Consider the following 23,815-nt stretch of genomic DNA (forward strand, 5'->3'; position numbering starts at 1 on the left):
TTAGACAATCAATTTAATTAATTGTGTTCTTAACTGCTTTAATGGCTCAGGTAGAGTATCGATGGTGTAATTAGCATCGATTTCACGTAACACATGTTCAATTCGAACACCACCATTTAGGCAGTTATTAGCCTGTTCAATTAGGCGTTGCAGACGTGCATTCGGTTGTTGTGTGGCAAATTCAGTTGCATAAAACAATTGAGAATTATTTGAGAGTGTAAAAAAATCATTTAAGATTTCTTGTCCGCGTTGTTGCATATCTAAAGTAGGTAATACGTAATATAAAGGCCAGATATCTTGTTTTTGAGCTTCAAATCGACCATTTATTAACGCAGCAGCAGCAATAAGTTTTAATGTTTTTACTACTCGCCTGTCGGATAAAATGATTCCATTTTGTCTAAGTAACCGAATAGCATCTGCGTAAAAAGAAATAATGTTATCTAAATTAACATTTTTAAGATTGTCACTTATTGCTGAAAGTTCAGTTAATGAACTCAATGAATCAACATCAGTAAATTCAGCTTGCCATCCACCCACTAACATATCTTCAATAAAATTATCCGTTACGGGATCAATAAAAAGGTGAATTAAAAAACGATCAGCAAAAGCAACCAGATCTTCATCTTGAGGAAGTGAATTTGATGCCCCTATGCAGATTTTTAATGGGCAACTTATTTGAGTATGTCCACGTCTAAATTTACGTTCATTTAATATGCCAAGTAAAGTATTTAAAATGGCAGTTGATCCTAAAAATACTTCATCTAAAAAAGCAATTTCTGCTTCAGGTAACATTCCTTGAGTATCGGTTTCAACCGTCCCTTCACGAAGTTTTTTTAGATTTACGGTTCCAAACAGTTCGGACGGTTCTGTAAAACGGCCTAATAGATATTCAAAATAGTTACCATTCATGATTTTAGCCATTCTCCTCACTACAGCACTTTTTGCTGTACCTGGCGGTCCGATGACTAATAAATGTTCTTGGGCAATAGCTGCGAGTATGATCAGTTCCGCTAGTTGTTCACGTCCAATAAAACCTTGAGTAGCAACTTTTATACATTGACGAATTTTAGAAACATGTTCCATTATATTTCTTTCTAAATGATTATACTTAATATATTAATTAATATTTAAGGATTATAAATCATTTTTACAAAAATAATCTAACTGAAATGAAAATATATTTGCCAGAATTTTAGTTAAATTGCATAAAAAAGATGACCTCAAATAGCTAAATAACTACTTGAGGTCAATATTGATTAAATAAATTTCAATATTATTTAGCGTGTGAATCTATCTTTTTAATTAGGACAAAATTAAAAAATTCAAATTATTTAGTTTTAGCTTTTTCATAATAATCCGCTAGGTTATTTTTTGCTTCAGAAAGTTCTTTTTCTGCATCTTGTAATTTAGATTTTAATGCATCAATTTTATCTTGATTTGCATCAACACCATCTTTTTCATACTCTTTCGTTTTTTCGGCTAATTCTTTGGTTTTGTCAGAAACATTTTTGCTTTTTTCATCCACCAATCTTTTATATTTTTGCTCCAATGTTTCATCGGAACAATTGGTATTAACTTGTTGAAGTGCTTTTTCAAGCCCTGTTACTTCAAAAGTATTATTGGCTTTTTTAGCTTGTTCTATTTTTGTTTCGATTGCTTGCTTTTTAGCATTGCAAGTTAATTCTTCACGTGTATCATTACTTGATGCATAACTATTTACTGAAAACGCTGTAACTAAAGTGATAATGCTTAATTTACTTAATAACCCTATTGCTGATTTCATATTGAACCCCCTAAGTTTATTTTCTTAATTGAACATAATCTACTTTATGATCTTCCCCTTTTGTCAAAATTAAACTGGCTCTTTCTCGAGTTGGCAAAATGTTTTCAACTAAATTTAATTCGTTTATATCGCGCCATAAGCGATTGGCAATACTGATAGCCTCTTGTTCTGGCAATTTAGAATAGTGATTGAAGTATGAATTAGGATCACTAAAAGCCCCGGCTCTAAATTTTAAAAAACGGTTCACATACCACTGATGTAATAAAGATAAATCAGCATCAACGTATATTGAAAAATCGACATAATCCGAAACAAAGACTCGATTATGTGCTTGAGTATAATTGACCGCACCTTGTAATACGTTTAATCCTTCCAAAATTAAAATGTCCGGACTGTCAATCACGATCTCTTCATTTTCTACAATATCATAAACTAAATGTGAATAAACTGGCGCTTTAACTTCTGCTTGTCCTGATTTAATATCGGCAACAAAGTTAATTAGCTTTTTAAGATTGTAAGATTGTGGAAAACCTTTTTTATTCATAATGCCTCGCTCTTCAAGGCATTTATTCGGATATAAAAAACCGTCCGTTGTAACTAAAGCTACTTTTCTATGTTCAGGCCAGCGAGTTAACAATGCCTGTAATACACGTGCTGTAGTACTTTTACCAACTGCAACACTGCCAGCGATACCAATTATATAAGGGATTTTTTGGCTTTTACCTAAAAATTTGGATAATACTACCTGCCGACTAAAACTGTTACTAATATAGAAATTAAGCAATCTTGATAAAGGTAAGTAAATTTCACTCACTTCATCCATAGATAAATCTTCATTGATTCCCTGTAAAGAAATGAGTTCTTCTGGTGTTAAAGTCATTGGTTCCGAATTACGCAAGCTTGCCCATTCTTTACGGCTGAATTGCATATAAGGACTCAAAGGATTATTCATGTTTATTTCTCTATTACTTGATTCTAGAATATTCGGTTCAGATTATACATAAAACTGTAATTTTACAATCACAAATTCACAATGTGTCTTCCTCATAGCTATATTTTAGACTTACTGATAAAATACGTTGAATAAATGATTAACCAAAGTGTAAAACAGAGATAGTATGTTAAAAACTAAATCGAAACAAAAACCCAAAAAAAGCCGTCAAGAAATTAATGAAGAGTCTCGCGAACTCAAACGTAAACGCAAACATAAAGGTTTGCCTAGTGGTTCACGCTTTAATAATACAGATAATAACAAAAATAACAATACTCAAAAAGCAGTAAAAGATCCACGTATAGGCAGTAAAACACCAATTGCTTTAGTTGTTGATACAAATATCAATACTACTAAAGTAGTTAAACAACCTAAATCTAAAAAAACGATTCTTTCACCACAACAAGAATTAGAGCAACTTGAAAACGATCCTAAATTAGATATGTTACTCGATTTAGTTGAACAAAATGGCAAGTTGACTAAAGAGCAACAAACTTATTTGGACAGCAAATTAAATCGAATTGATGAACTGATGCAAGAATTGGGTTATACCGACGATGATTTTGAAGATCTCGATGATCAGAAAGAAGATATTGTGAGTTTATTAAAACGTAATTAATAGTAGGCAATGATTTTAGCTTGCCTAATATTAATTTTTCAGTAACGTCAGGGATTGAGTCATAAAAAATCCCTGAAACACGTTGATAATAATGGATGTCTTATTCAAATCATAATTTATAACAAATAGCGAGCAAATAGTAATGCCAATATTGATAATGTTAAGTTTATATTTTGGATTATTAATTTGCACATTATTGTATTTGCATAAAACAAACCAGATTAAACTGAAAACAAAAACCAAAGCAAAACGTATAACTAAGCGAAAACCAACTTTAATAAGTCATGGATATAATAACGCTAAACACAGACTTAAACGGAAACAGAAGCATGACTGAAACACAATTATGGGATCAGGCCTTAATTGAAAAATATAACTATTCTGGTCCAAGATATACTTCGTATCCCACTGCACTTGAATTTAATGAAAGTTATAATGAACAGGATTTTTTGAACGCGACTTCTCGTTACCCCACTCAACCATTATCCTTATACGTACACATTCCGTTTTGTCATAAACTTTGTTATTTTTGTGGTTGTAACAAACTTATTACACGTCAAACACACAAAGTCACTAAATACCTTGATATTTTAGATATTGAAATAGCAAAACGCGCCAAACTTTTTGAAAACAGAGTGGTAACACAAATGCATTGGGGAGGAGGAACCCCCACCTTTTTAACGGATCAAGAAACTAGCCGATTAATTACCTCTCTAAAATCCCATTTTAACTTTGCTGATAATGCCGAGCTGTCAATTGAAATCGATCCTCGTGAAATTACGCCACAAACTATCGATCATTTAGCCAATATTGGGTTTAATCGCTTAAGTATGGGGATTCAGGATTTTAATCATGAGATCCAAAATCTGATTAATCGCGAACAGGACGAAAATTTAATTCGGTCATTGATCGATCAAGCTCGCAAAAATCGTTTTCATTCAATTAGCCTAGATCTAATTTATGGTTTACCCAAACAAACGGTTGCCAGCTTTACCGAAACACTCAATAAAGTGATTGATATCTCGCCGGATCGTTTAAGTGTGTTCAATTATGCACATTTACCAAGTCGCTTTGCAGCTCAACGCAAAATAAAAGATAACGATTTGCCCAATGCGGCGCAAAAATTATTGATTTTACAAACCAGTATTGAAAAGCTAACCCAAGCAGGCTATCAATATATTGGTATGGATCATTTTGCTAAGCCTACCGATGAACTTGCTCTTGCTCAACAGAACAATAAATTACATCGAAACTTTCAAGGTTACACCACACAAGGCGATGCAGATTTGCTCGGATTAGGCGTCTCTTCAATTAGCATGTTAGGCGATAGTTATGCGCAAAATCAAAAAGATCTTAAAACCTATCAACAACAAGTCGAACAGATCGGTAATGGTTTATGGAAAGGTTTCACATTAGATCGTGATGATCTTATCCGTCGTGATGTGATAAAACAATTAATTTGTCATTTTTATCTTGATAAAAAAATGATTGAACAGCAATACAATATTAATTTCGACGATTATTTTGCCGAAGATTTAGCACTTTTACAGCCATTGCAGAAAGATGGATTGGTCATCATACATGGCGATAAAATTAAAGTTCCCCTTAAAGGTCACCTACTGATCCGTAATATCTGCATGTGTTTTGATACTTATATGCGTAAAATGGCAAGACAACAGCAGTTTTCGCGAGTAATTTAATTTTAGTTAAGCCCAAAAAGTTACGGCTAACACCGTAACTTATTTAAATAAATAGAAATAAATGCTTTTAGCTATTTAATGACTCGCTAAATAAACTTTAAATTTAGTCGTTTGCGCAATGACTTCCACACTTTTGAATGTTTCGTCTAAAATTGATTGATAAGGCAAAAATGAATTTGCCACAATGCACAAATAACCATTTAATTTTAGATGTTTTTTGGCTTCTTTAATTAGCGTATTGACAGCTGTGTAATTTGTCTCTTTACCATCATGAAAAGGAGGGTTAGAGATGATAAGATGATATTTATCATTTAAATTAGAAAATACATCACTTGCAACAACACTTCCTTTAACATGGTTACAATTTAGGGTAGCTTTACTTGACTCAATTGCTGCACTACTCACATCAGATAAGGTAAGCTCAATATCTGGATATAGTTTACCGACAACCGTAGATAATATGCCAGAACCACAGCCAACATCTAACACATTGCCTTTGATGATTTCAGCATGGTCAACTAATGCATTGAGTAATAATTCGGTTCCAGAATCTAACCCTTTTTGGCTAAACACACCTGGCAAACTTTTAATTTCAATATTTTGATTTTCAATGGTTAGATGATAACTCAACCACCATTCATTTAAATCAAACGCTAAACGACTTTCAGCCTGAAAATGATACAATCCACAGCGTCTTGCGCTATCAATTTTTTGAATGGTACCAAAATCATTTAATAACGCTTCAACACTTTTTACACCGGTACGATTTTCGCCGACGATAAAGATATCGCTCCCTTTGGGCATATTATTAAGTAAATAAGAGAGCTGAAATTGCGCTTCACTTTTCGTTTTTGGCCAATAATAAATTAGCGTATTCATTCCAGCATAAAATTCAGCATCCGGTAGTAACGAAAAATTGGTTTGCGCACCACGCACACTATTTTTTAGGCGCAAATAAGTATGGAATTGAGTACAGTGAATTTTAACTTGATTTGCGACCATTATTGCAGGATAACTATCTTGTATATCTCCTGCAATAATCACATTTTTATCATTAAAAAATGTTTGATGACGTTCAATTACCTGACTTGCTGGAGTAAAAACAGATGTTGCCATAGTACCTCAATGAAAAAACCTTTATAATTTTAGTCGTTGATTATACAATTAACCCTTATTATTCACTAATAAAAAATAGTAATTCCATAATGACTGAACAAGATTGGTATTTGCAACAATGCAATATTACTCAATACATTTTGCGTAATTCGGCAGTATTTAAAGGTGAAATGGCAACCCATATTAGTGATGAAATTCGTTTAATTGTTGTTGCCGACCAAAAACCAATGCAAAAAATATACAAAGATATTCTTAATGCTATTCGACTTAAAGAAGATCAAGTATTAATACTTACATCATCACAATTGATTATTCCAGCTAGCGATATAAAAACGGTAGTTTGGTTTATCGATATTACGCCTGATGAAAACTGGCAAAATCAATTAACCATACAAACAGCAAGTTTAGATGTTTTAGCTAATGCACCACAACAAAAACGCCAACTTTGGCGACAATTATGCCAATATGAAAACTATTTCCATCCTCAACCACAATGATTTAACCGAGGCTTTTGCTTTAGAGCAGCTTTGTCATACGATCCCATGGTCCAAAACGACGTTTTTTTCAAATCAAGGTGATCGTTATTTAAATTTAAAGCTGACCATAGATAATAAGATAATTGGTTTTTGCATCTGCCAACTGGTTGCCGATGAAGCCAATTTATTTAACATTGCTATTCATCCTGAATTTAGACAGAAAGGATTAGCTAAAGAGCTTTTAAATAAATTAATTGAAGAATTGCTGTCACTCAATTCTAATAAACCTATTGCCTCTTTATGGTTAGAAGTAAGAAAATCCAATGATGCAGCGATTCGCTTATATCATTCACTTGGATTTAACCAAATAACAATCAGAAGAAATTATTATCCAACTGTTGATGGAAAACAGGAAGATGCCATTATAATGGCTTATACCTTAACTTTATAAAACAGCAAAGTATATGACAATGCAAAGCAATAGAGCCCTACTTTTTGTAAATGGGGAACCGCCCAAGCGCTATCCCAACAATATAGATAAATATGCTTTTATTGCCGCAACAGATGGGGCTTATCATAACTATCTTTATACTTCATCAATAAGTCCTAATTATATTATTGGTGATTTAGATAGTTTTGATAAAAACCGTACTATACCAAGCAGAACAGAGATTATTCATACCCCTGATCAGAATAAAACGGATTTTGAGAAAGCAATCTTATTTTTAGCAAATAAAGGGGTGAAAAAATTTGATATTTATGGTGCTTCTGGTCATGCCAGTGACCATTTCTTAGGAAATTTATCAGTTGCAATGCATTATTATCATCGATTGGATTTTACTTTTTATGATAATTATTGTCAGTTCTTTTTTTCTAAAAAACAGCAAACTATTTATGATGTAAAAAACCATATCATTTCTTTTATCCCATTGTCTAAAGTCACAAATGTCACAGTTACAGGCGTTAAATATCCATTAAGTAATGCAACATTAACGTTAAGAGGATTAACAAGCTTAAGAAATAAAGCCATCATGGATTTTGTCAAAATATCCTTTAAAAACGGTGATTTACTTGTTTTTATAGAAAATAAATGTACACAAGATTGACAATAACATTTACGTTACTTTACAATAATATACACAACTATACATAACCATACACATTAGCAGAAGAATTACTTAAAAAGGGCCTCCTCCATGTTCATTAAAAAACTGTTTGTGCTTATTTGCTCTTCACTAATTTCTTTTGTGGTTTATGCACAAGACCAAACTATATTAAATGAAACAAATAAAGTAGTTGATTCTTTTTTTCAGTGTGATAATCAATTTTTCAAGCAATTAGCAATAAGTAAAGACACTTTCGGTCAGTATGCGGATTTAGCCACTATTGATAACTTTGCTTATATTGTTGTCGATTCGGTTGAATATAATAACAAAAATAAGGTGATATTTAAAAAAACAATTGAATACAAAGGGTTAAATATTGTAGGCTATCAAAATATCTTTATCCCTACCCCATTATCTGGTCAATTTTATTATTGGGGATTTATTTTAGACAATAAATCACAAGACGTTAAACAGTCGCTTACTAATATTAATTGGTTAAATTTTAACGAAAAAATTTATTTTGCTAATCCTAAAATTTATGATCGCAAAAGTAAAAATCAAACTTGGTTAGATAACCCTTATTCAATTGACATGGTGATACCAAAACCGGGTACTGTTGAAAAGTCCTTATATTTAGAACCGATTACAGATAATCAAAGTCGTATAATTTGCTCAATACAAGGAGACATTGATAAAAAAATTCTCTATTCAGTACGCCCAGATATGAAACCCATCGACAAGGAATATGAAGCAAAGCGTAAAAAACGAATTGAAGATTATAACCGATTAAAACAAAAAGAGAATCAAGAAAAACTGAAATCCCAGCAAGAAAAAGATATTAATCAAAAGTTAATTATAACTAATTCAAAAAATGGGGATAAAATCTAAATGAAAAAATTATATTTGTTATTTATTCTCTTTTCTTTTTCAGCTTTAGGTAATGATTTTAACACTTCAGCTTCAACCAGTAATAATAAAAGTAATACAAGTAACTCTCATGAAACAAATGAAAATTTAAAAGATTCGCGCATTGGGGAACAATTTATCCCAATGACTAAATTTAATGAAGATAAATCGATAGGTTATTCATTTATTGATAGAAGTTCCATTGTTCTTCATCCCTATAATAAAAAAATTCGAGTATTTAATGAGGTAGTGAATTTTATTCCTCCACTCACGCAAGAAAATAGTGAAGGTGAAAAAATCACATACCGATCAATTGTGATTCAACATTTCGCAAACTGTGACAAGAAAGAAATCGCGAAAGGGATTATCCAATTATTCGAAAATTACTTTGGCGATGGTCGTTTGGTGAGTACCAATGACACTCCTAACCGATGGGCAAATGCAATTGACAATAATGAACAACGTCGATTGTTAATTGTTGCTTGTTCATTATCTATTGCTCATTAAATATTACTGATTTTTTGTTGATATCTGACTGCCACTTCTTGTGGCAGATAGTTATCGATTATGCTAATATCATTTCACTACATCAATATTGATTAATTTTCTATGAACATCACTGAATTTCATGCTATTACCGATCAACTATTTAATAAGATCGAATTATTTTTAGATCACTTTGCCGAAGAACAAGACATTGACATTGATTATGAAATAAATGGTAATGTGATTACCATAACTTTTCCCAATTACAGTAAAATTATCGTCAATACTCAAGAACCTCTTTTCCAAGTTTGGCTAGCGACAGAAAAACAAGGCTATCACTTTGATTATTCGGAAAATGAGTGGGTATGCACTCGCACTAAGCAATCATTTGATAAAATCTTCTCACAATCAGTAACGGATCAAGCGACAATATAACGACAAAGTTCTAAAAATAGGTAAGGCAAATTAAATTTTTGCCTTTATTATTACTCAAGATTTCAATATTAAAGTAAAGTAAGATTAGCTAATTTAATCACCAACCATTTAACCCCTTCATCAACAAAGGCAATTTGAACGCGTTTATGATCACCTTCGCCATCAAGATTGATAATGGTGCCTTCTCCAAAGCGATGGTGTTTAACTTTTCGACCTAAAATATAACCATCACTTTCGCGTTGTTTTTCAAGATAGGATTTTTTACGATCAAGAATAAACTGCTCATTTTTACTGAGGTCTTTTTTGTTTAGATCATTCGATTTAAACTCAGATGAGGTGATCATACCTCGGTAACTAACTTCGTTTAATCTATCAACCGGTAATTCCGCTAAAAAACGAGAAGGTAAATTACGTTCTTCGCGGCCGTAAAGTCGTCTTAATTCACATAAAGTTAATGTCAAATGTTTTCGAGCGCGAGTGATACCAACATAGGCTAAGCGTCGCTCTTCTTCCATGCGTTCATTATCTTTCACTGAACGTTGTGCAGGAAAGAGGCCTTCTTCTAATCCGACAATGAAAACATTATCAAATTCTAATCCTTTAGCTGAATGCAACGTCATTAACTGCACTGAATCTTGAGCTTTGACAACATCGCGGCTTTCTAGTGAGGTAAAAGCTAAAAAGGACTCAAGTACTGTGAGTGTTTTACCCGTTACATTATCCTGAATAACCGTGTTTTCATTGTTATGGAAAAATTGTTCCGCAGCCGATACCAGTTCTTCAAGATTTTCTAATCGTGATTGTCCTTTAATTCCTGGCTCTTGCTCATACATTTGCTGTACACCAGATAATTTAATCATTACATCAAGCTGCTGATAAAATGGCAACTGTCTCACTTCTTCATGAATTGATGCCATCAATTCAAGAAAACGACTCAAACCTGAACGCTGTCTTTCAGTTAACGCATTTGTTTGGATTAACATTAAACAAGCATCCCATAATGAAAGATTATGTTGTTTAGCAGTAAGCCTCACTTTATCAAGTGTAACATTACCAATACCGCGGGTTGGAGTATTGACGGTCGCTTCAAAAGCCATATCATTGCTGTGATCATGCAGTAAACGCAAATATGCCAGTGCTAGTTTAACCTCTTGCCGTTCATAAAAGCGTATTGAACCATAAATTTGGTACGGTAATCCTGCTTGTAATAAAGTATCTTCAAAAATACGCGATTGAACATTATTACGGTATAAAATGGCACAGCTTGAATATTTATCACCTTCTTCATGACGTTTTTTGATTTGACCAATTACAAATCTTGCTTCATCAATATCATTAAAACCGACATAGAGTGAAATCTTTTCACCTTCGCCACTATCCGTCCATAGGTTTTTACCTAAGCGATTTTGATTTTTGGCGATTAAAATGTTAGCCGCATCTAAAATATTACTGGTTGAACGATAGTTTTGTTCTAGACGGATGATTTCGGTATCTGAATAATCATTAATAAACAATTGTAAGTTATCGGCATTAGCACCACGCCAGCTATAGATGGATTGATCATCATCACCAACAATCATGACGTTAGCTGTATCGCCAGCCAATTTTTTTACTAATCGATATTGAATTAAGTTCGTATCTTGGAACTCATCAATTAAAATATTAGAAAAACGCTGATGACAATAATTTAGTACGTCATGATTTTGGTTAAGCAGTTCATAAGCTCGTAAAATTAATTCCGAAAAATCAACATATCCTACTCTGTCACAAATTGCTTGATAATCTCGATATATGGTTTGCCACATTGCTTGCTTAGGATCTTCAGGTGCGATGTCATTAGCTCGTAATCCCATCTCTTTTTGATTAGAGATAAAAGCTGCACACTCTTTCGCTGACCACTGTTTTTCATCAACTTTAAGCTCTCGAAAAATTCGTTTAATAAGGCGAATCTGATCTTCCGAGTCAATAAGCTGAAAGTTGGAAGGTAATTTGGCTTGCTGTGAAAACATCCGTAACAAACGATGCGTTAATCCGTGAAAAGTACCAATCCACATCCCACTAAAATACCCTTCGCCAACTAATGCTTGGATACGCTCTTGCATTTCAACCGCCGCTTTATTCGTAAAAGTTACGGCAAAGATGGATTGGGAAGAATAATGTTTTTCCATGCACAACCATGCAATTCGGTGAACTAAAACACGTGTTTTACCACTCCCCGCACCTGCAAGTACAACAGTATATTGGTTATCGGTAGTCACTGCATTTTGTTGTTCGGTATTGAGGTCTTCTAATAATGATTTTTTAATTTCCATTATATTTAAACCTATTTTGGTTATAACAAATACGAGTTGGTTTCAATTTCATAAGCATTACAAATATATTCATTGTGTATCTAAGTATTGTTTATTGACTGTAAATAAATAGGATATAAAGAAAGGTTTTTAATTAAATGTAAATCCTACTTAGCTTTACTGTCTATTTATACAGATATTTACAAAATTATAACAGATTATCCAATTCAGGCAATTGGCTTATCTCAATATGGGGTAAACATCGAGCATCGGCAAGATGAAAAATATCTTGATTAAAGATATTTATCCAACAGGCTAATAAACCATTATTGATGGCACCATTCACATCGGTCAACAGGTTATCGCCTACATGTAATATATTACCTGCTGGTACACCCAATTTGGAAATCGCTAAATTAAAAATTTCAGGAAAAGGTTTTGAACGTCCATCAGCGCCCCCACGTAAAGAAAATTGAAAGTAATCACTTAATCCAATTTTATTAACCTCAACATTACCATTGGTGATCACCGCTAAAGGGACTTTGGATGCTAATTTAGTTAATAAGGCGTGAGTCGACGGTGGAACATGCATTTTATGACGCCAAAAATTAAATGTATCCATTGTTTCGTCAATAATGTTTGACCATTTTTCTGATGGAATTTTTGCTTTATTTAAAAGAGATTTGATGATTTCAATTCGCCAAACTACAACATCATGATAAATTTCAGGATTGGCAGCAAGCACCGCTTTTTTCTCTAAATGCAGTCCTGATACGGTCAAATGCTGTAAACCCTCATAACGCTGTAAATATTTGACAATTTCCTCTTCGGATTTTTCAACAATGTCACTATTATCATACAAAGTATCATCCAGATCGAAAGTGATTGCCTTAATTGTGTTCATGGAACGATAAATATGCATTACTTGTTTCCTCTTTTCGCTCTTGGATGGGTAGAATCATAAACTTCAGACAGATGTGAAAAATCTAAATGAGTATAAACTTGTGTGGTCGATAAATCTGCATGACCTAACAACTCTTGTACAGCTCGCAAATCACCACTTGATTCTAACATATGAGTGGCAAATGAGTGCCGTAATTTATGCGGATGAACATGCACTGATAATCCGCGTTTAACACCCCATTGTGCAAATCTTTTTTCGACATTACGAGGTGAAATGCGTTTACCTAATTTGGAGATAAATAAGGCATCATCCTTGGGATCCAATAAATTACGCATTGATAACCAATTATTAATCCATTTAATAGACTCATAACCTAATGGTAATTTTCGCTCTTTGTTCCCCTTACCCATCACTCGGACTTCGCCCTCATTCAAGTTCAATTCACGGCAATTAAGATTAACTAATTCTGACAATCGTAGCCCTGAACCATACATAAGTTCAAGCATTGCTCTATCGCGAACAGAAAGAGGATCATTATAATTAATATCGAGCAATTGATTAATTTCATCAATATCAATATTTTTAGGAAGATGTTGCCCTAATTTGGGATTTAAAACACCACGAGCGGGATTGGCACTAATAGATTCATTTTTTATCATCCAATCACAAAAACTGCGTAGCGCCGATAACCTTAAAGATAAACTTCTTGCCTGTAAACCGGTTCGTTTGCTATGACTAATTAATAATCTTACTGCTGATGAATCTACATCTTGCCATTTGGTGATACCCACTTCTTTTGCGATGGCGATAAGCGCATAAAGCTGACGTCGATAATTGACTTGGGTATTTAGGCTGAGCTGTTTTTCCGATTTTAGATAATTTAAAAAACGATCAACCGGTTCGGTTAGTAAACAAAGATTATTTTGAGAGGATTGAATCATAACTTACCTTATTTTTTTCGCATAACCCATTTTTCAATTAATATAGGTAATAGTTGACTCACTTTTTCCAATAATAGTGTACCTTGTTTTTCTTGGTAATGATGCGGATCAGAACTGGTAAACATTAAGATCCCCAAATCACCAAATTGTCCTAATAAGGATAAAGCAACAGAACCGATATAATTACGTTTAGATAATAAAAAATCCAGTTCAGTAGTATTTAATGGACCTAGATATTGGTTGCTGTATTGTAGATGCCTAACTCGAATAAAATCAAAACCTGAACGATTTAAAGCATAGTGTTGATATTTTGAAGGAGCGTTAATTAACCATTTATCATCAAAAAGGTATAAATAAGCACCATTAAGACCCAACGATTTTGCCCAATTTTTTAATATTTGTACCAATTCATCAAGATCATCAGCTTTAAATATTTGAATTTGCAGATCCATAAATTGATTAAACAACAATTCATTAGAACGCGCATATTCCATTAACAAAGTTATTTCAGCCTCAAGATGACTAATTTTATTGCGCTGCCTTGCCATTTGCCATTCAGGGAGTGAAACGCCTCCTCTAATTGGGTGAGGAATGCGCATATTTTCGAAAAGACTTGCGTTTCTAATAAAAAAATCTGGATTGTCATTCAAATATTGACTAACCATCTCATCATTCAATTTCATTTTACGAGTTGTTGGTTTTGTATTTTTTGTTTTATAAGATTGTGTTGTTTTAGCAACCATGCTGAATCTCTGTTATAACCGATATGACACACTAGTCTAAAAAATTACTTAAAATCATAATAGTTAGTTTTTTAAATAATTTATTAACCAAGAATGAAATTTTACTAATCGACTTTACTATCAAACCAAATCTAAATCGCAATAAATCCATCGTAAACATGCGTAGCGGGGCCTGTCATATAAAGCGGTTTATTTGCTTCTTGCCATTCTATGACTAACTTACCCCCAGGCAGGTTTACTTTAACTTTGCTGTTAAGCAATCCTTGATTAATACCAACCGCGACAGCCGCACATGCTCCAGTTCCACAAGCTTGAGTTTCACCAACGCCACGTTCAAATACTCGTAAATTGATATTATTACGATCGATAATATGCATAAAACCAATATTGGCTCGTTCAGGAAAACGTTCGTGCGACTCCAATAATGGTCCTAATTTTTCTACTTCTGCGGTAATGACATTATCCACTTGAAGAACACAATGCGGATTACCCATTGAAGCAACGCCACATAATATTGTGCGCTCTTGGGCTCGAATGATGTATGTTTTTTCTTCTTTGATTGCTTTAAATGGTACTTTGCTCGGCTCAAAAGTAGGCTGCCCCATATTAACTCTTACCGTCTCATCATCATTAACAGTTAACACAATATTACCTTTCATCGTGCTAACTTTTAAAGTCCGTTTTTTAGTCAAACCTTTTAAGCGAACAAAACGCGCAAAACAACGAGCTCCATTTCCACACTGCTGAACCTCACTACCATCAGCATTAAAAATTCGATAATGAAAATCGGTATCTGGAGCATAAGGAGGCTCAACAATCAAAAGTTGATCAAAACCAACTCCAGTATATCTATCAGCAAGACGTTTAATCATTTCAGTCGAAAGATGAACATTTTGGGTTACCGCATCAATGACCATAAAATCATTTCCGAGTCCATGCATTTTTGAAAAGTTCATCTATTTCTACCTTCTATTGAAAAAAACATAATTATCTATTGAGTTATATAACCTAATAAGGTCATCACAATGACTGATGAATGAAACCCTATCACTGAATTTCTAAATCATCAGAAATTTTATTTATTATAGAGATTCACCTCGCCATAAATCGTCAAATGACTCTCGCTGGCGAATAATTTTATGTTGTTGCTCGCCAATTAGCATCACCTCTGCAGGTCTTGGGTGACTGTTATAATTCGATGCCATACTAAATCCATAAGCACCAGCACTACAAACCACTAACAAATCATCTTGTTGAACCGAAAGCTCACGTTGATAAGCCAACACATCACTTGATTCACAAATTGGGCCGACGACATTATATATCAAGGTCTCATCTGATGATTTTGGTTCTTTTGCTGGTAAAACTCGCATCCAAGCATCATATAGGGCTGGTCTAATTAAATCGTTCATACCCGCATCGACAATGGCAAAATGATTACCATCTTGATGCTTAGTATATTCTACTTTTGTGATTAATAGTCCCGCATTGGCCACAATACAACGACCAGGCTCAAAGAGAAGCTCAACATTAGCGTATTTGGCAAATTTCTTTTTCAACTCAGTAACAAGTTGTAAAGGGGATATGGTTTTTTCATCATTATAACAAACACCAAGTCCACCACCTAAATCAATATGTTCAATATTAATGTCATTAGCGTTTAATTCGTCAACTAATGCCACAATACGATCAGCAGCATCTAAAAATGGCGATAATTCAGTTAACTGAGAACCGATATGACAGTCAATGCCTGCTATTTTGATATTCGATAATGATTGGGCTTTACGATACACATCCAATGCTAACTGATAGCTAATACCAAATTTATTTTCACGTAATCCGGTTGAAATATAAGGATGAGTTTTGGCATCAACATCGGGGTTAATTCTTAACGAAATTGCTGCAATCTTATTTAATCTTTTAGCAATATCATTGATTCGGTAAAGCTCAGGTTCGGACTCAACATTAAAACATTTGATACCCACTGTCAGTGCACGTTCAATTTCAACAATTGATTTTGCCACACCAGAAAAGACAACTTTGTTAGCATCTGCCCCCGCTTTTAGCACGCGTTCCAACTCACCCTGAGATACAATATCAAATCCTGCGCCTAAATTTGCCAATTGTTTTAATACGGATAAATTACTGTTAGCCTTAACTGCATAACAGATTAAGTGGTTCGTATCGGTTAAAGCTTGTTGATAAGCTAAAAACTGTTTAGTGATATAATCTGATGAATAGACATATAATGGTGTACCATACTGCTCAGCTAAATCAGATATAGCAACTTGATTAGCAAATAATTGACCGTTTTGATAATGTAGAAAATCCATAAGCTATTCCATTATGATGTTTGGTTAATTGAATCCGAATCCATTGATGCTGTTGAGTTTTCAGCAGGCATATAAAGAGGTCCTTTCAGTCCACATCCCAATAATGTCAATGTAATTAAAAGTATAGAAAGTAATTTTATAGATGATTTCATAGAACATTCACAATTATTTCATTTGTACGATGCCGACTATATTACACGATAGCCATATCCGTGCAAAGCATAAATAATCAAATCGTTATATATTACTTTGATATCAAAAATATTCATTTGTTTACTTATGTTGAGTTAGGTTGCAACATTCAATCTAATTTTTAATTTTTTTGGATCAAATGAGTTTTTATGAACCGATCTACAACGACATCAATTAAAAAATGGGCGTATTCAATTATTTTATATTGATCACTTTTTTGAACGCTATTTAACAATCCATACACTGGTCTTTTTTTACTGATAGATGTGGCATATAGTATTAGAGCATTACAACTCATACTATTATCCTAACCATTTTTTACTGAAACGTAGGTGTTACCTGAAACTTTTTTACAAACCTACTTTTATTCAGTCAAAAAAGAAGATCTTTTACTATGTCTGATTTTACTGATATTTGCGGGCATTTAACGTTAAATCACTACAACTCATATTATCCTAACCATTTTTTACTGAAACGTAGGTGTTACCTGAAACTTTTTTACAAACCTACTTTTATTTAGTCAAAAAAAGATCTTTTACTATGTCTGATTTTACTGATATATGCAGGTATTTAACGTTAAATCACTACAACTCATATTATCCTAACCATTTTTTACTGAAACATAGGTGTAACCTGAAACTTTTTTACAAACCTACTTTTATTCAGTCAAAAAACAAGATCTTTTACTATGTCTGATTTTACTGATAAATGCGGATATTTAACGTTAAATCATTACAACTCATACCATTATTCCAGCCATTTTTTACTGAAACGTAGGTGTAACCTGTAACTTTTTTACAAAGAAATTCCCAAAAAGAAATCATTTATAAAAAAGATCAGCCATATTAGAGTTATATTTAATCTGATTGATTAGGCTTAAAAAATAAATAATCGTTTAGCACTAAGCATTAATGTATTTTTGACGATCTGGAAGCCAACAAGCTATTAATTGCTGAGCGACTTGTGGGTAGTTTTGTTGTAGATAGTTAGATGTTTTTTGTACTTCACTAATCAGATGTTGATCACGAATTAAATCAACGATTTTAAAGTTTGCCACACCCATTTGACGAGTCCCTAAAATTTCACCACTGCCACGAATTTCAAGATCTTTTTGGGCAATAACAAAACCATCATTACTTTCACGCATGACTCTCATTCGGGCTTGAGCGACCTTACTAAGTGGAGCTTGGTACATTAAAACACAATGAGAAACGGCACTACCCCGGCCAACTCGCCCACGTAATTGGTGTAATTGAGCTAATCCCAGTCGTTCAGCATTTTCAATAATCATCAAACTTGCATTGGGTACATCAACACCAACTTCAATTACCGTTGTTGCAACTAAGAGTTGAGTGTTACCAGCTTTAAAGTTTTGCATCACCAACTGTTTTTCATCTGATTTCATTTTGCCATGTATTAATGCAATGGATAAATTAGGTAATCGCTCACGCAATTCTTCAACTAACATTTCGGCAGCTTGGGCATCAAGTGTTTCTGACTCTTCAACTAAGGTACAAACCCAATAAACTTGCCGTGCACTTAAACAAGCTTGATTGACTTTTTCAATAATCTCATCTCGGCGAGAATTAGGAATAACGACCGTTGTAACAGGCGTGCGACCAGGTGGTAACTCATCAATCACCGAGACATCTAAATCAGCATAGACAGTCATTGCCAACGTTCTTGGGATCGGTGTTGCCGTCATAATTAATTGATGAGGATGCATACTTTCTTTTATACCTTTTTCCCACAATGTTAATCGCTGATTAACACCAAAGCGATGCTGTTCATCAATAATCACTAAGCCTAAAGCTGCAAATTCCACTTTTTCAACAAAAACAGCATGCGTACCAATTAACATAGTGATATTGCCACTTTGTACGCCTTCATAACGCTGCTTTTTATTTTTTGCCGTTAAACGCCCAGATAACCAATCCACAGTGATGCCAAGGGGTTCAAACCATTGTTTAAAATTGTTATAGTGCTGCTCCGCTAATATCTCGGTCGGTGCCATTAAGACGACTTGTTGATTATTTTCTATGGCATTTAATGCCGCCAATGCAGCAACTAAAGTTTTACCTGAACCCACATCCCCTTGAATTAAACGCATCATTGGAATAGGTTTAGCCATGTCTTTATAAATATCCCCAACGACACGTTGCTGAGCATTCGTAGGACTAAAAGGTAATGATGCTAAAAAAGGTTTTATAAACTTCTGACTTGTATGCATGGCATAAGCTTGTTGCTTTTGATTATCGACTTTCAATAGCAACATACTTAAGTGATAAGCAAGTAACTCTTCAAAAATAAATCGTTTAATCGCACAATGCTCACCAGTGACTAATTGATTAATATCGGTATCAATTGGTGGATTATGAATGATATTTAATGAATCTAACGCGGGTAAAAAATGGCTCGCTAATTGAGGAGGTAAAATCTCAGCAGGAGGATTACGTTTTAACAGTAATAAAGCAGATTGAATTAACTTACGAATCACATTTTGAGTTAACCCATAGGTTGTCGGATATATAGGGGTATATCTTTCCTGACTCGCATCGGCTAAGGCATTATCTTCACGACTTGCTTTAACTTTATATTGTGGATGAATAATTTCTGGATAATTTTTTCCACTTTTTATTTCACCGTAAGCACTTACCCATTTTCCTTGAGCCAAACTTGCTTTAATGCCAGCATTGAAATTCATAAATCTCAATATCGCTATGCCTGATTCATCCTGAATATGACAAACTAACATTTGTTTGCGTTTTAAAATCACTTCGGTTTTTATAATACAACCTTCAATCGTGGTATGTTCGCCAATAGCTACATCACCAATGGCACATGATGAAGAGCGATCTTCATAACGTAAGGGAAAATGGAATAATAAGTCTTGAATGGTATCAATACCAAGAGTATGGAATTTTTTTTCTAAACTACTACCAATTCCACTTAAGTTAATTAATGGAATGTGATTGAAAAAACGGTTTACCATAATAATTAATTGATATTACGAGTCACACTCACAACATCTTGTTGTAAAGACAGTTTACGCATTAACTCATTAAGTTGTTGAGAGTTTTTCACTTCAATTTGTAAGATGATAGTATAAATTTGTCGATCTTTTTCTTCCGTATTCAACCATTGTAGATGAGCTTTTTCATCGTTTATGATGGAAAGAACATGACCTAATGATCCTTGATTATTTAAAATATCTACCCAAATTTCAGCAACAAAGAACTGGTCAATATTTGTCGCCCATTTAAGAGGAATATACTTATCAGGATTATTTTGATAACCTGTTATATTACGACAAGATTCATGATGTACGGTTAAACCTTTTTCTGCACTCACATGACCAATGATAGGGTCATTAGGTATTGGATGACAACATTTTGAAAAAATAACTAAAACACCTTCACTTCCCGTTATCACTAAAGTTGAACTTGGATCAGATTGATCTTGCAATAATTCATTATGCTTTAAGCCTTTGGCAATAAAGTGACTCATAATATTACCTAAGCCAATTTCAGCCAACACATCATCAAAGGATTGTAATTTGGTAATTTGTAAAATTTTCTTGATCTGTTGATCAGTAAGAGCTTCAATTCCACCTGTGTTAACTAGCGCCAAATTGAGTAATCGACGTCCTAGCTCCATGGCATCTTCACGTTTTAACGATTTCAACGCTTGACGAATACGCGATCTTGCTTTGGCGCTTACCACGAAACTGAGCCAGCGAGCATTAGGTCGAGCCTCAGGTGAAGTAATAATTTCAACCGTTTGACCATTACTTAATGGTTGGGATAGTGGATAAGGTTTGCGATCAACAATTGCACCAATACATTGATGACCAATATCTGTATGGACTGCGTAAGCGAGATCAACGGCCGTTGCCCCTTCAGGTAATTGAACAATGCGGCCTTTAGGCGTAAAGACATAGATCTCTTTAGGAAACAGATCCGATTTCACATTTTCAATAAATTCATATGAATTACCAACACTTTGTTGCAGCTCTAATAAGCTTTGCATCCAGCGTTGAGCCTTAATTTGGGCAGTAGTATGCGTAATCTCATCTTTTTCATTATATACCCAATGAGCAGCTACACCCATTTCAGCCATTTGATCCATATCTTCAGTGCGTATTTGCACTTCTACTGGAGTACCATGAGGACCAATTAACGATGAATGTAACGATTGGTAACCATTGGCTTTAGGAATGGCAATATAATCTTTAAATCGATTAAGACGTGGTTTATATAGATTATGTACTAAACCCAAAGCTCGGTAGCAGGCATCAATATCTTTAACGACAACACGAAAAATATAGATATCCATGATTGAGTGAAAATGCTGTTCACGCATTTGCATTTTCTGATAAATCACATAGATATTTTTTTCTAAACCTTTTACGACTGCATCAATATGAGCATCGGCTAAACGCCCTCTAATTTCTGACAAAATTTGCTCAATAAGTTCCTTTCTGGTGCCGCGAGCGACATCAACGACTTTTTCTAAAACTTTTGCGCGATTAGGATGCATCGCGGTAAAGCCCAATATTTCAAGCTCAGTTTTAATATGATGAATACCTAAACGATGTGCTAAAGGAGCATAAATCTCTAATGTCTCTTTTGCTATGCGACGGCGTTTATCGGGTCTTAATGAGCCCAGTGTTCGCATATTATGGGTACGGTCAGCAAGTTTAATTAAAATAACGCGCACATCTTCGGTCATGGCGAGAACCATTTTGCGAAAATTTTCAGCTTGTGCCTCTTGTCTGTTGCGAAATTTTAATTTATCTAATTTAGAAACACCTTCAACTAAGATAGCAACGTGTTTACCAAATTTTTCCGTTATATCTTGAAAGGTGACAGGTGTGTCTTCAATAGTATCATGTAAGAGTGCAGCGATGATTGTTTCATAATCCAGTCGCATATCGGCTAAAATTGTTGCAACCGCAACTGGATGAGTGATATAAGGTTCACCGCTACATCGGAATTGCCCGTCATGCGCCTTTTGAGCAAAGAGATAAGCATCTTGAATAATTTCAACTTGTTTAGCTGGAAGATAAGATGTGACAACCTCTTTTAAACCATCAAAATATTGCATAAGCAATTCTCATCAGAATTTATTCGTACGAGGGAGTATTATCAAGAAGAATCGATTCATGAAGTGCAGAACGAACTTCCGCTTCTTCATCTTGACGAGCTTGGAAATCAGCAGTATCAAGAATTTGTTTGTTGACAAGGCCATCTTCAATTTCACGTAACGCAACAACGGTTTCCTTGTCGTTTTCTTCTGGAATTAATGGCGATTTATTTTCAATTTGTAATTGACGAGCACGTCTTGCTGCAACTAAAACGAGATCAAAGCGATTACCAATTTTTTCTACTGCATCTTGGACAGTTACACGAGCCATTTTTACCTCTAATTTGTTTTACTAAATTGCTTTATTTGAAAGATCTATTATTGTACTTAATTTTGTAGCAAAATGTCCATATTAATATTATTTTTAAACCCAAGCTAGCTGGATTTTTTACAAAAAACTATCAATCGTTATTCAATCAAATCTAACCAAACATTCGTACCAATAATTGGCATGTTTTCAAAATAGCGGCGTAAAGCATCTAAAGCGATTGCACAAAGAATTTTTTGAGTGATGTGACGATTCTGTTGTCGACCTGTGTATCTCAAATTAAATTTCAAAAACTGCTGTGACGTAGCTATGATCAAGGTAAATTCCGTATTCCTTTCTCTAAAATTAACTAGCCCAAGTACGATATCAGCCCTATTTTTAGTTAATATGTCTAAAAAATAGTCTTTAGAATCCTCAAGAAACAATGGAACGATTTCCGACTTAACCAGCGGCGCTTCACACTCAAATAATTGATGAGCAATAACGCCTGCTGATTGTTGTTCAATAACAGCGATGGTTTGATTTTTTTCGAGTAAAATTCTGGAAACAAGCATTGCTAAGCCTAGATCGCCATGTTGAGTTAAAACACCTTCATACAAGAAGTTGTTAGCCACAATTGATTTAATTTGTTGCCATAACTCATCCATCTTATTTCTTTGTTGTTCTGACCCCGTTAATTTCAGTTCAATCATTGGCATTGCTGCTCGATATCCAACTACAATATCAGTTGGTATATTTAGTTTATTATCAATTTTCGTTGCTAAATCACTTTCTGTTTGTCCCATGGTCATCAGTCGATAACATAATTTCTTTTCTAATGTTGGAAAGCTTAATTTAATTTCAGGCAAAATTGAGGTTTTAACCATTTCTTTAAATTCGCTCGGGACACCAGGAGTAAAATATAAAAGGCACTGATTGATCCGCATTTTAAAGCCACATGCTGTTCCCATAGGATTATCAATTAAAGTAGCACTTTGGGGTAACATCGCCTGCTTTATATTACTTGGCGACATCGTTTTACCACGGCTTGAAAAATATTGCTCAATTTTATCCACCCACTCTTGATGCAATATAAGGGATTCGTGATTGGCTAATGCTGCTGCCTGTGCACTTAAATCATCACTTGTTGGCCCTAAACCACCGTTTACAATAATAATATCATTATCTAAACTATGTTGTTTAAGTGTGTAAATAAGTTGCGTTAAATCATCGCCAACCGTGTGTCTGGAAGTCATTAAGATGCCTTCCTGAAAAAGCAATTCAGACAACCACGCCGCGTTGGTATCAATTATTTGCCCATATAAAACCTCATCACCAGTACTGAGCATTTCGATCTTAATTATTTTTTTATTCATAAAATACCTCATAAACCACGCAATG

23 protein-coding genes are annotated in these 23,815 nt (G+C 34.1%); 8 read left to right on the plus strand and 15 right to left on the minus strand.

Annotated elements, in window-relative coordinates:
• The 3 genes from H3S73_RS06060 to coaA all read right to left on the minus strand — a co-directional run bounded on the left by H3S73_RS06060 (window position 1) and on the right by coaA (window position 2,735).
• Window positions 1-1,083, minus strand: a complete 1,083-nt coding sequence (locus H3S73_RS06060; RefSeq protein WP_198236120.1) for an AAA family ATPase — start codon at window positions 1,081-1,083, stop codon at window positions 1-3.
• 244 nt (window positions 1,084-1,327) lie between these two features.
• On the minus strand, window positions 1,328-1,783 hold the full coding sequence (locus tag H3S73_RS06065) for a DUF1090 family protein (protein ID WP_198226650.1): 456 nt from the start codon (window positions 1,781-1,783) through the stop codon (window positions 1,328-1,330).
• Window positions 1,784-1,799: 16 nt separating this feature from the next.
• The gene (coaA, locus tag H3S73_RS06070; RefSeq protein WP_198226648.1) at window positions 1,800-2,735 is read right to left on the minus strand and encodes a type I pantothenate kinase; all 936 of its coding nucleotides are present in this window, start codon (window positions 2,733-2,735) and stop codon (window positions 1,800-1,802) included.
• A 166-nt stretch (window positions 2,736-2,901) separates the two neighbouring features.
• On the opposite strand from coaA, the gene yihI reads away from it, so the two are divergent.
• Window positions 2,902-3,393, plus strand: a complete 492-nt coding sequence (gene yihI / locus H3S73_RS06075) for a Der GTPase-activating protein YihI (RefSeq protein ID WP_198226646.1) — start codon at window positions 2,902-2,904, stop codon at window positions 3,391-3,393.
• Between the two features lie 329 nt (window positions 3,394-3,722).
• Window positions 3,723-5,093 (plus strand): oxygen-independent coproporphyrinogen III oxidase, encoded by a 1,371-nt coding sequence (hemN, locus tag H3S73_RS06080; protein WP_198236121.1) that lies wholly within the window; start codon window positions 3,723-3,725, stop codon window positions 5,091-5,093.
• A 75-nt stretch (window positions 5,094-5,168) separates the two neighbouring features.
• Here the strand turns inward: hemN and rsmC are convergent, their stop codons facing one another.
• Entirely contained in the window at window positions 5,169-6,209 is a 1,041-nt protein-coding gene (rsmC, locus tag H3S73_RS06085; protein WP_039126169.1) for a 16S rRNA (guanine(1207)-N(2))-methyltransferase RsmC, read from the minus strand.
• A gap of 89 nt (window positions 6,210-6,298) precedes the next feature.
• On the opposite strand from rsmC, the gene H3S73_RS06090 reads away from it, so the two are divergent.
• The 6 genes from H3S73_RS06090 to cyaY all read left to right on the plus strand — a co-directional run bounded on the left by H3S73_RS06090 (window position 6,299) and on the right by cyaY (window position 9,618).
• Entirely contained in the window at window positions 6,299-6,706 is a 408-nt protein-coding gene (locus tag H3S73_RS06090; RefSeq protein ID WP_198236122.1) for a DNA polymerase III subunit psi, read from the plus strand.
• Window positions 6,675-7,136, plus strand: coding sequence for a ribosomal protein S18-alanine N-acetyltransferase (gene rimI, locus H3S73_RS06095; RefSeq protein WP_198236123.1), 462 nt, complete (start codon window positions 6,675-6,677; stop codon window positions 7,134-7,136). The genes H3S73_RS06090 and rimI overlap by 32 nt, the downstream gene beginning before the upstream one ends.
• Window positions 7,137-7,155: 19 nt before the next feature.
• Window positions 7,156-7,791, plus strand: coding sequence for a thiamine diphosphokinase (locus H3S73_RS06100; RefSeq protein ID WP_198236124.1), 636 nt, complete (start codon window positions 7,156-7,158; stop codon window positions 7,789-7,791).
• 90 nt (window positions 7,792-7,881) lie between these two features.
• On the plus strand, window positions 7,882-8,679 hold the full coding sequence (locus H3S73_RS06105; RefSeq protein WP_198226638.1) for a hypothetical protein: 798 nt from the start codon (window positions 7,882-7,884) through the stop codon (window positions 8,677-8,679).
• Window positions 8,680-9,204, plus strand: a complete 525-nt coding sequence (locus tag H3S73_RS06110; protein ID WP_198226636.1) for a surface-adhesin E family protein — start codon at window positions 8,680-8,682, stop codon at window positions 9,202-9,204.
• 102 nt (window positions 9,205-9,306) lie between these two features.
• Window positions 9,307-9,618: an iron donor protein CyaY gene (gene cyaY, locus H3S73_RS06115; RefSeq protein ID WP_198226634.1), complete on the plus strand. Its 312-nt coding sequence runs from the start codon at window positions 9,307-9,309 to the stop codon at window positions 9,616-9,618.
• A 68-nt stretch (window positions 9,619-9,686) separates the two neighbouring features.
• Here the strand turns inward: cyaY and uvrD are convergent, their stop codons facing one another.
• The 11 genes from uvrD to H3S73_RS06170 all read right to left on the minus strand — a co-directional run bounded on the left by uvrD (window position 9,687) and on the right by H3S73_RS06170 (window position 23,790).
• Window positions 9,687-11,930, minus strand: coding sequence for a DNA helicase II (uvrD, locus tag H3S73_RS06120; protein WP_198236125.1), 2,244 nt, complete (start codon window positions 11,928-11,930; stop codon window positions 9,687-9,689).
• Between the two features lie 187 nt (window positions 11,931-12,117).
• Window positions 12,118-12,831 (minus strand): 5-amino-6-(5-phospho-D-ribitylamino)uracil phosphatase YigB, encoded by a 714-nt coding sequence (gene yigB / locus H3S73_RS06125; RefSeq protein ID WP_198236126.1) that lies wholly within the window; start codon window positions 12,829-12,831, stop codon window positions 12,118-12,120.
• Window positions 12,831-13,754, minus strand: a complete 924-nt coding sequence (gene xerC / locus H3S73_RS06130; protein WP_198226628.1) for a tyrosine recombinase XerC — start codon at window positions 13,752-13,754, stop codon at window positions 12,831-12,833. The genes yigB and xerC overlap by 1 nt, the downstream gene beginning before the upstream one ends.
• Window positions 13,755-13,762: 8 nt before the next feature.
• Window positions 13,763-14,497: a DUF484 family protein gene (locus H3S73_RS06135; protein WP_198236127.1), complete on the minus strand. Its 735-nt coding sequence runs from the start codon at window positions 14,495-14,497 to the stop codon at window positions 13,763-13,765.
• Between the two features lie 131 nt (window positions 14,498-14,628).
• The gene (dapF, locus tag H3S73_RS06140) at window positions 14,629-15,453 is read right to left on the minus strand and encodes a diaminopimelate epimerase (RefSeq protein WP_198236128.1); all 825 of its coding nucleotides are present in this window, start codon (window positions 15,451-15,453) and stop codon (window positions 14,629-14,631) included.
• Between the two features lie 126 nt (window positions 15,454-15,579).
• Complete coding sequence (lysA, locus tag H3S73_RS06145) at window positions 15,580-16,830, minus strand: diaminopimelate decarboxylase (protein WP_086327525.1); 1,251 nt, start codon at window positions 16,828-16,830, stop codon at window positions 15,580-15,582.
• A gap of 11 nt (window positions 16,831-16,841) precedes the next feature.
• Complete coding sequence (locus H3S73_RS06150; protein ID WP_198226620.1) at window positions 16,842-16,982, minus strand: lipoprotein; 141 nt, start codon at window positions 16,980-16,982, stop codon at window positions 16,842-16,844.
• Window positions 16,983-17,923: 941 nt separating this feature from the next.
• A complete protein-coding gene (gene recG / locus H3S73_RS06155; protein ID WP_198236129.1) occupies window positions 17,924-20,014 on the minus strand; it encodes an ATP-dependent DNA helicase RecG in 2,091 nt (696 codons plus the stop codon).
• 5 nt (window positions 20,015-20,019) lie between these two features.
• Window positions 20,020-22,128 (minus strand): bifunctional GTP diphosphokinase/guanosine-3',5'-bis pyrophosphate 3'-pyrophosphohydrolase, encoded by a 2,109-nt coding sequence (spoT, locus tag H3S73_RS06160; RefSeq protein WP_198236130.1) that lies wholly within the window; start codon window positions 22,126-22,128, stop codon window positions 20,020-20,022.
• Between the two features lie 19 nt (window positions 22,129-22,147).
• Window positions 22,148-22,438 (minus strand): DNA-directed RNA polymerase subunit omega, encoded by a 291-nt coding sequence (rpoZ, locus tag H3S73_RS06165; RefSeq protein WP_025315037.1) that lies wholly within the window; start codon window positions 22,436-22,438, stop codon window positions 22,148-22,150.
• 137 nt (window positions 22,439-22,575) lie between these two features.
• The gene (locus H3S73_RS06170) at window positions 22,576-23,790 is read right to left on the minus strand and encodes a CinA family nicotinamide mononucleotide deamidase-related protein (RefSeq protein ID WP_198226614.1); all 1,215 of its coding nucleotides are present in this window, start codon (window positions 23,788-23,790) and stop codon (window positions 22,576-22,578) included.
• Window positions 23,791-23,815: the final 25 nt, after the last annotated feature.

It is taken from the genome of Gilliamella sp. B14384G12 (genome assembly GCF_016101825.1).
In the GTDB taxonomy this organism is placed as follows: domain Bacteria; phylum Pseudomonadota; class Gammaproteobacteria; order Enterobacterales; family Orbaceae; genus Gilliamella; species Gilliamella apicola_N.